The organism is Vibrio cincinnatiensis DSM 19608 (assembly GCF_900167345.1).
GTDB lineage: Bacteria > Pseudomonadota > Gammaproteobacteria > Enterobacterales > Vibrionaceae > Vibrio > Vibrio cincinnatiensis.
The window spans coordinates 1-7,373 of record NZ_FUXB01000031.1; the positions used below are offsets into that span (position 1 = coordinate 1).

General features: G+C 38.2%; 11 protein-coding genes. 9 read left to right on the plus strand and 2 right to left on the minus strand.

The window, feature by feature from the left end:
• The 4 genes from B5D54_RS16320 to B5D54_RS17020 all read left to right on the plus strand — a co-directional run.
• A partial coding sequence (locus tag B5D54_RS16320) for an integrase core domain-containing protein (protein ID WP_139364801.1) occupies window positions 1-277 on the plus strand: 277 nt, incomplete at its 5' end.
• A 48-nt stretch (window positions 278-325) separates the two neighbouring features.
• On the plus strand, window positions 326-1,300 hold the full coding sequence (locus tag B5D54_RS16325; RefSeq protein WP_078927598.1) for an FRG domain-containing protein: 975 nt from the start codon (window positions 326-328) through the stop codon (window positions 1,298-1,300).
• A 171-nt stretch (window positions 1,301-1,471) separates the two neighbouring features.
• Entirely contained in the window at window positions 1,472-2,317 is an 846-nt protein-coding gene (locus tag B5D54_RS16330) for an ion channel (RefSeq protein ID WP_078927599.1), read from the plus strand.
• A complete protein-coding gene (locus B5D54_RS17020; RefSeq protein ID WP_115173899.1) occupies window positions 2,317-3,150 on the plus strand; it encodes a hypothetical protein in 834 nt (277 codons plus the stop codon). The genes B5D54_RS16330 and B5D54_RS17020 overlap by 1 nt, the downstream gene beginning before the upstream one ends.
• Before the next feature lie 109 nt (window positions 3,151-3,259).
• On the opposite strand, the gene B5D54_RS16335 is transcribed toward B5D54_RS17020, so the two are convergent.
• Window positions 3,260-3,757 carry a GNAT family N-acetyltransferase gene (locus tag B5D54_RS16335; RefSeq protein WP_078927600.1) on the minus strand — a complete coding sequence of 166 codons (498 nt, stop codon included), beginning with the start codon at window positions 3,755-3,757 and terminating at the stop codon, window positions 3,260-3,262.
• Window positions 3,754-4,026: a type II toxin-antitoxin system TacA family antitoxin gene (locus tag B5D54_RS16340; protein WP_004394087.1), complete on the minus strand. Its 273-nt coding sequence runs from the start codon at window positions 4,024-4,026 to the stop codon at window positions 3,754-3,756. The genes B5D54_RS16335 and B5D54_RS16340 overlap by 4 nt, the downstream gene beginning before the upstream one ends.
• Before the next feature lie 242 nt (window positions 4,027-4,268).
• Between B5D54_RS16340 and B5D54_RS16345 the strand changes: the two genes are divergently transcribed.
• From B5D54_RS16345 to B5D54_RS16370, 5 genes are all read left to right on the plus strand, one after another.
• Window positions 4,269-4,592 (plus strand): hypothetical protein, encoded by a 324-nt coding sequence (locus tag B5D54_RS16345; RefSeq protein ID WP_078927601.1) that lies wholly within the window; start codon window positions 4,269-4,271, stop codon window positions 4,590-4,592.
• A gap of 154 nt (window positions 4,593-4,746) precedes the next feature.
• Window positions 4,747-5,178 carry a hypothetical protein gene (locus B5D54_RS16350; protein WP_078927602.1) on the plus strand — a complete coding sequence of 144 codons (432 nt, stop codon included), beginning with the start codon at window positions 4,747-4,749 and terminating at the stop codon, window positions 5,176-5,178.
• 134 nt (window positions 5,179-5,312) lie between these two features.
• Complete coding sequence (locus B5D54_RS16360) at window positions 5,313-5,756, plus strand: hypothetical protein (protein WP_078927604.1); 444 nt, start codon at window positions 5,313-5,315, stop codon at window positions 5,754-5,756.
• Window positions 5,746-6,555 (plus strand): hypothetical protein, encoded by an 810-nt coding sequence (locus B5D54_RS16365; protein ID WP_078927605.1) that lies wholly within the window; start codon window positions 5,746-5,748, stop codon window positions 6,553-6,555. Before B5D54_RS16360 ends, B5D54_RS16365 begins: the two co-directional genes overlap by 11 nt.
• Window positions 6,556-6,830: 275 nt before the next feature.
• Complete coding sequence (locus B5D54_RS16370; RefSeq protein ID WP_242004549.1) at window positions 6,831-7,256, plus strand: Arm DNA-binding domain-containing protein; 426 nt, start codon at window positions 6,831-6,833, stop codon at window positions 7,254-7,256.
• The last annotated feature ends 117 nt before the right edge of the window (window positions 7,257-7,373 follow it).

Sequence of the window (7,373 nt, forward strand, 5' to 3'; positions counted from 1 at the left end):
AGACCGAGGTGTACAATATAGGGCACATGATTATCAGGACTTCATGCGTAAGCATGGAGGGGTGCCAAGCATGAGTCGCAAAGGCAATTGTTGGGATAATGCGGTGATGGAGTCCTTCTACAGTCGACTGAAAGTTGAGTTGATTTATGCAGAAGATTACCAAACTATCGAAGAAGCACGAATGGGGATCTTCGAATACATCGAGATCTATTACAATCGAAATAGGAAGCACTCAGCGTTGGGCTACGTGAGTCCCGTCGAGTTCGAAAGTGTGTAGTTATGTTGTGTCCACTTTTCGTGGGGTACACTAGTTTATGGAGATAGTATGAAAAAATTTCGCTCCCTATCTGATTTGATTAATTATCTCAAAGATAATGATATAAAAAATTCTTTATTTCCTCAGATAGTTGATGGTCCAAGCTTTGAATGGATTGATAAGGGTAATGGTGGTAGTGCGATTATTCCGTCACTCAATAAAATGAGTAGCGTGTATGTATATCGTGGACAAAGCAAACGCTTTAGTCCATGTGTATCGTCCTTGCTTAGAGGTGTGGTTAGGCACGAGGATATTTTTGCGTACAAGATTAAATTGGCAGAGTTTAAGAGCATTCTTGATAACCCTCGTCAACAATTGGCTAAAGAAATAGGGCTAGAGTTGAATTTGGAAGCACTAGCCCAGCACTATGGTCTTAAAACGACGCACTTGGATGTTACACATTCGTTAAGTGTTGCTGCGTTCTTTGCTTGTTGCGAATGCACTGATAATGTTTGGACACCAGTAGAAAAAGGTGTTGGTGTAATGTACAGACTGCCATTTATACCTGGTTATACGTGTGATCTAGTTGGCGCTCAAGTCTACCCAAGACCCAAAGAGCAGATGGCACAATCGGTGTTAGTAGACGTTAATCAAGATTTTGAAAAAATGCCATTTGTTGAAATTTATGAATTTGAGCACTCCTATGACGAATCCGAGAAATATTTTCGTATGTTCAACGAAGGGAAAGACCTCTTTCCATTTGACTTATTAGCTGAAAAAGCGAACTTAGTCGTCAATGATTCATCTCTATCTATCGAAACAGTTTTGCGCGTGATGGAAGAGGACGACCTTGCAGACGAAATAAGGGAAGATAAGTTGAATGAGGTAAAAACAAAACTAGCCAATAGCGGGAAGTACTCAATAAGCCATCGGAAAGAGTATGTCTTTTCTCAGAGCGAGCTAGAAATCCTTGCAAATACTCTCGATGAAGTTAAGGAAAGCCTGCTTGCTGATACTGGATTCAGATTTGTTTTCGCAAAATAAACATAACAAACGCTTTAAGACGGATTCGCAACGCTCGGCGGTTTTGGTTTGAATTAGCTTTAGTGTTTACGGTGTAATAATTAAGTGTCGTGGTAGCGTTGATCACCACTTAAGCGGGCGTTAAGGCGCTCAAGTGTGGTTCAGTTTTACAAATGGTGAAAAATTAGAAAAATGAATAACTTTTTCAAATTAAATGATGGTTATGTAGAGATACTTAATGCTGATGATTTTAAGTCAAGACTACATACGAGTAAGCATCTGTGTAATTTGGCATTTATGCCAGATGAAATGGAAAATGAAAAAATCGAAAGCATTACATTTGAAGAGTTTTCATTTTCTAAAACACATCTTAAAAACATAATGTTTAAGAATTGTATATTTAAAAATTGTCTTTTTATTGGCTCTAATTTTGAAGATTGTAGTATACATGGTTGTGAATTTATTGATTGTAATTTTTTCAGATGTAAGATAAAAAATACTTATGCTAAACCACAACAGTTTAGAAGAGCCATTACAAAGCGTGAGTATGCTAATGTTGCTGTGTCTTTATTTAATGAATTAAGGAATCAATATAAAGAAGACTCTCAAAGGGAGTTTAAATCTGAAGCTGAGTATTACTTTCATAAGTGGAAAAGAATTGAGTCTGTTAATGCAGCTAAGAAAGATAACCAAAAATGGATAAAGTATACGCCAAGAAGAGTTTTTAGTTATCTGCATTATACATTATTTGGTTTTGGCTATAGGCTTAGGAATCTTACACTCACTACAGTAGTTGCATTGTTTATTATGATATTGGTTAACTACCAATACTCATCTCTTATTTTCGTGGAATCGCCCAAAAATATGTCATTAATTAAGTCTACGTATTTTACAATAACAACAATGGCTACGTTAGGAGCGTCAGGTTTTTCTGAATTTACAGAGTTTGGTTATATTGTAGTAATTGCTAATGTACTGGTTGGTATATCTTTGCTGACATTCACAGCAAACTCAATTCTAAAGAGGGTTGTTAGGTAATGTTGGTAGCAGAGTTTGGCAGTCGACACAATGGTTATGCATCTTGCTATTCTGACCGTGATTTACTGATTGTTTCAAGTGATTGGAGCCGAATAAATTTTGCTAAAAATTACTATAGTAATATTGGGTTTTCAGTTACTTCTTTTCATACATCCAAGGCAAAGTATTTAGCAAAAAATGGTAGTCTGTTTTTTAAGCATGTAATAGATGAGTCGGTTTTAATATCGGATAGTTCGGGTATCTATCGAGAGTTGAATGATAGTTGGGAACCTCAAAGTAACTATAATAGAGAAATAGAATCTAATATTGATTTGCTAGAAATGATTAATTATATGCCTAAGTCTAAATACACTGCTAATTATGTCGTAGATATGTTGGTGATTAGTGTTAGGAATATATTGATTAGGCTGATTGCTGAAACTGGAAGATATATATTTGACTGGGAAACACTTGCTAGAGTGGCTTTTGAATATGGATATATTAGCTATAGTGATATTGCTTTGATTTCATATTCTCGAAAAGTAAAAAATCGTTATCGTATGGGTGTTTATGATAATGTAAGTCATCATGTTATTAATGGGTTAATTTCTATATTAAATTCAGTTCAGAATGAAAGTTTTAAATTAAGGTTTTTGAGTAATAAAAGTATTTTATCTTTACCAGAACGATTCGATAATGGTTCATATAAACAGCTTAAGGCTTTAGAGGCCATATGTTGTTTATATTCATTCGATCCTTCATTAATGCCATATATGGAGTTAGTAAAAGATCCTAATTACGCGTGTGCTACAAGCGCCTTAACAAACGCTTCAAGAGGGACTGTCAACGCGTAGCGTTTCCAGTCCTAATAAGCCGAAGTGGTTATGGCTGTTGTGCTTTAGTTTGGTGTAAATGCGTTGCCAGCCCCTTAAGCGGGCGTTAGCTTGCTAAAGGCTAGCAATACTAGCCTAAACTTGCCCTAATATCTGAAATGGTGATAAATAGCTTATTTTCTGCATCTTGAAACGATTTAAAACCATAGCGCTCATAGAAAAGTTTAGCGCCATCTTTTGCGTCAACAATAACAACGGGGAATGCTACGCTATCACTAGCGGCTAGTAGTTTTCGTAGAGCATCGATAAGTAACCACTCGCCAAATCCTTTGCCTTTATAGCGCTCATCGATAGCTAAGCGAGCAATGAGTCCGCCAGAAGTTGATGACTGATGCTTTTTCTGTAACTTATCGGGTAATGCTTTTAGGTCAATGGGTGTCATTGTTAAAGTGTAAAAACCGATGATAAGTGAGGTGTTATTTTCATCCTCTAAAACAAATGTTCGGGTATTGTCTTTTTTAGCTTGCTGACTTGCCATTACTTTCAAATAGTTATTAAGCGCATCAATTCCGCAGTTGAATCGGTTTCTATCGTGTTTATCTTTATCGAGTAATACCGTTTTCATCATTGGTTTTTGGTCTCGTAGCGTTCGGCGGCAGTTTTAAGCTTTTGATTTAATGTTGTTGGTTTATCGAGAGCTTCCATAAGTAAAATGGCGTCTGCTTGGCTTAATTTTAGTGTTTGCTCACGTTCAATCACTTGTTTTGCTTTTTCGATTGCAGCATTGAGTACAAATGAGTTAATACTAGACATGCCAGCGAGAGCAGCTGCTTTGGTTAATAAGTTTTGCGTATCAACATCAACTCTCGCAGTGATACGAGGTAAAGTGGTAGCCATAATGTGTTCTCCTTTGTGTCAAAATGTCACATCTTTATTATGGTGTTTAAATATACAAAAAGCAATCATTGTGTCACTTTGGCACGCAAGCTAACAAAGCATTTAAGAGGGACAGCCAACGCGTGGCATTTTTATTATGCGTTAGTTTTTGTGATTACGGTGTTATGCGGTGAGTTGGTAGTAGCGTTGTCTGCCCCTTAATGCGGCGTTATGAGCTTTAAAGAAATAAAGGATACTCAACATTGATTGATGCAGTAGTGTTTGTCGTTCTTATTGGCTTTTACTTCTACTTCGAGGGAAGTGAAACACCTCTAAAGGAGGCAAATATAGCAATTGGCACTTATGGACTTTATCTTGTGGTTTATCATTTGATAAGCCCGTTTCCAGGGTTAACATCGAAGTATATGGGACAGCTTTATGGTTTCTTGCCAATGCTATCTTTTGGGATGATTTTGTTTCCTAATTTAAATACAAGCTCTCCCGAAGTTGTAACTAAAGGAATAGGATGGATAGGGTTGATCACTTCTTTTTTAATCCTTAGTTATTTTAAGCTGTTTGTGTGGTAGTTATCCCCCCGCTCATAACAAAGCATTCAAGAGGGACAGTCAACGCTTGGCAGTTTTGGTTTGGTTGGCATTTGAGGTTACGGTTGGTTAGTTTGAGCGCAGTTGTTTGCGTTGCCTGCCCCTTAATGCGGCGTTAGCTGGCAAAGGAAAACAAATGGCCCCGAGATTGATTGGTATTCAAAATGGCATCATTGTATTCGTGTTTTGGTCATGCGTTGGGCTTCTTTTAGTTTCTGATTGGCGCCTTGCTATACCATTTTTTGCAGTATATTTATTCCCAATATTTTTAGTTGTAGCATGGCGTAGCACGAAACTTAGCTATAACCTTTCTAGGCAATGTGGGACTTTGAAGGCCTACGTATTAGAAGGTTTTTTGGTCGGTTTTACTGTGTGCATCGTGTTTCTTGGTTTAAGTATCTCTAGCCAAGCTTTTGCTGCTGGAACTGTACTGGATGGAGCAGATTTAACCGACATTATAAAGTATGTTTTGTTTTTCGTTTTGCCAATCAGTGTGTCTGTAGGTTTGCTAGGTTCTGCTCAAGGTGTGCTATTTTTTCACCTTAACCGTTGGCAGCTAGCCAGCTAACAAACGCTTCAAGAGGGACAGCCAACGCGTGGCATTTTTACTATGCGTTGGTTTTGGTGATTACGGTGTTATGCGGTAAGTTAGTAGTGGCGTTGGCTGCCCCTTAAGCGGGCGTTAAATGGTTGGAGACGTCATTGAAATTTTTAGATGATTTAACTAAATACTTAGACTGGGATGTGAAGAAGTCTATCTACAGTAGAACAGAAGCATTTTATCGTCAGTTGACATACATGAAAGAACAAGATAATGACATGCTATCCCTCTTGTATAAGCGTGGCTGGAATGATCAAAAATTACACGTAATTTTCGCATTGAACTCATTTTATCAACTTGTGTTAGGTCCTTTAGCTAGTTCGGCGCTGAATATTTCAGCGACTGGTGTTGGTGCAACCATACCAATAAAATATGGGAATACAATCAAATTTGATAAATCTAGAAATAGGAAAATTTCAAATGCCAACTCGGATTTTTTTGTCATGTTATCAAGATTAGGCATTTCCCCATTGTTGGTAAACTACAGCTCTACGAATGATATTATATTCAATATCCACAGGGGGTTGTTAGAAGATGAGCGATGATAATTCTTGGTTGTCTTCTGTTGACGCTCTTGTTGCAGCATTCGCAGAAGAGCATTCATTTACTTTTAGCAAAAAAAGCCGTGAATTATCTGCTTCTTTTGAGATTGGTTGTTTTCATGCATTGCTTAATTATTATGAAAGGGTCGGTTTTGAACTGCGTGTGGAAAATTTAACAGTAGATAATGAATTTCGTTATTTGACATCACCGAATGGTAATCCTGATAATTTTTCTTTCATTGTTGCTAAAATTGGAGAGTCAGAATATGAAATTCGTCAACAGCTTAAAATATACTCAAACCTAGACGAAATGATTTCATTTGCACCTGACCTAGCAGTCGTGAAGCGAAACTTAGACATTGAAAAAGTTAAAGATAAAGACTTTGCAAACGGTAAGCGTTCCTTCTACAGGGTGTCAAGTTCGGACGTTATTGCAGCACATGAGTGTAAATCTATGCCACCTTTCCCTGAGTTGATGGTTTCATTTATTGGCATGTATATTACTGCACATAGTTGGCATAGTGATGAAGCCCCGACGGTTCTGCTTGACAATAAAAAAGGACTACATTTAGCACCCACAATGTTCGTAGGTGGTCATGCAAAAGCTATGCATTTGAGAATGATTCGAGCTATGGAAAGAGTTTATCCTATTAACATTGTTGTCGGTATGCATGAAGGCGTATGGAATCTTTATCAAGACAATAGAAAGCTAAACAAGCTACACGTTATTAATGAAGACCATTCAACTCTAGGTGGGAGGGATTTGGAGAACTTCCTTAATCCGTTGGCAATAACCATTTAACAAACGCTTCAAGAGGGACTTCCAACGCGCGGCATTTTTATTGTGCGTTGATTTCGGTGGTTTCAGTGTTATGCGGAAACTTGGTAGTAGCGTTGTCAGCCCCTTAAGCGTGGGTGTTTTAAATGTTTCACAGTGAACAAGCATAAACAAGATTGTCTTTTAATGTGTTTTAATTCAATTGGTTATGATTGATTTGTTTGTTCTTGGTTGTTCATCTCTGCACGTTGATATATAATGTTTTTGCTACATATTGGCTACACGGCAGGATGCAGCTCATGGCTATCAAGCAAAAAATCACCGCGACCTCTATCAAGAATCTCACCGTTGAACAGGAGCGGCTGAACGATACGGAAATCAGCGGCTTTCATGCCCGTATCTCACCTAAAGGTGCTATCAAATACTATTTCTACTATCGACTGAAGGGTAAGCAACGAAATTACCTGATTGGTTCTGCTGAGGCATTGACGCCAGCGCAAGCGCGAGACATAGCCAAAGAGAAAGCGGGATTAGTGGCAAAAGGGGAAGACGTTCAAGCCTCACGCCATGAAGCCAAAAAGCGGGAAATGCGCAAAAGCTTAACCCTTGGCCGTTATTTAGAAGAGCATTACAAAGCGTACCTTGTGGCGATGAACCCTAACAGTCAGGGAAAAATCATGAGTGTGCCGTGGAGCACAGAGGTTAACTTAAGGTTAACCATTTGAGCGTAAGCTTAAGAAGAGATGAAGGCAGGCCCTTCAAAGTCTACTGTCGGAAGTCGGCTTTAAACCACCTGCAAGTGGCTGTTATTAAGAGTAACGGTCAGAAGCGTTGTAGGGAAG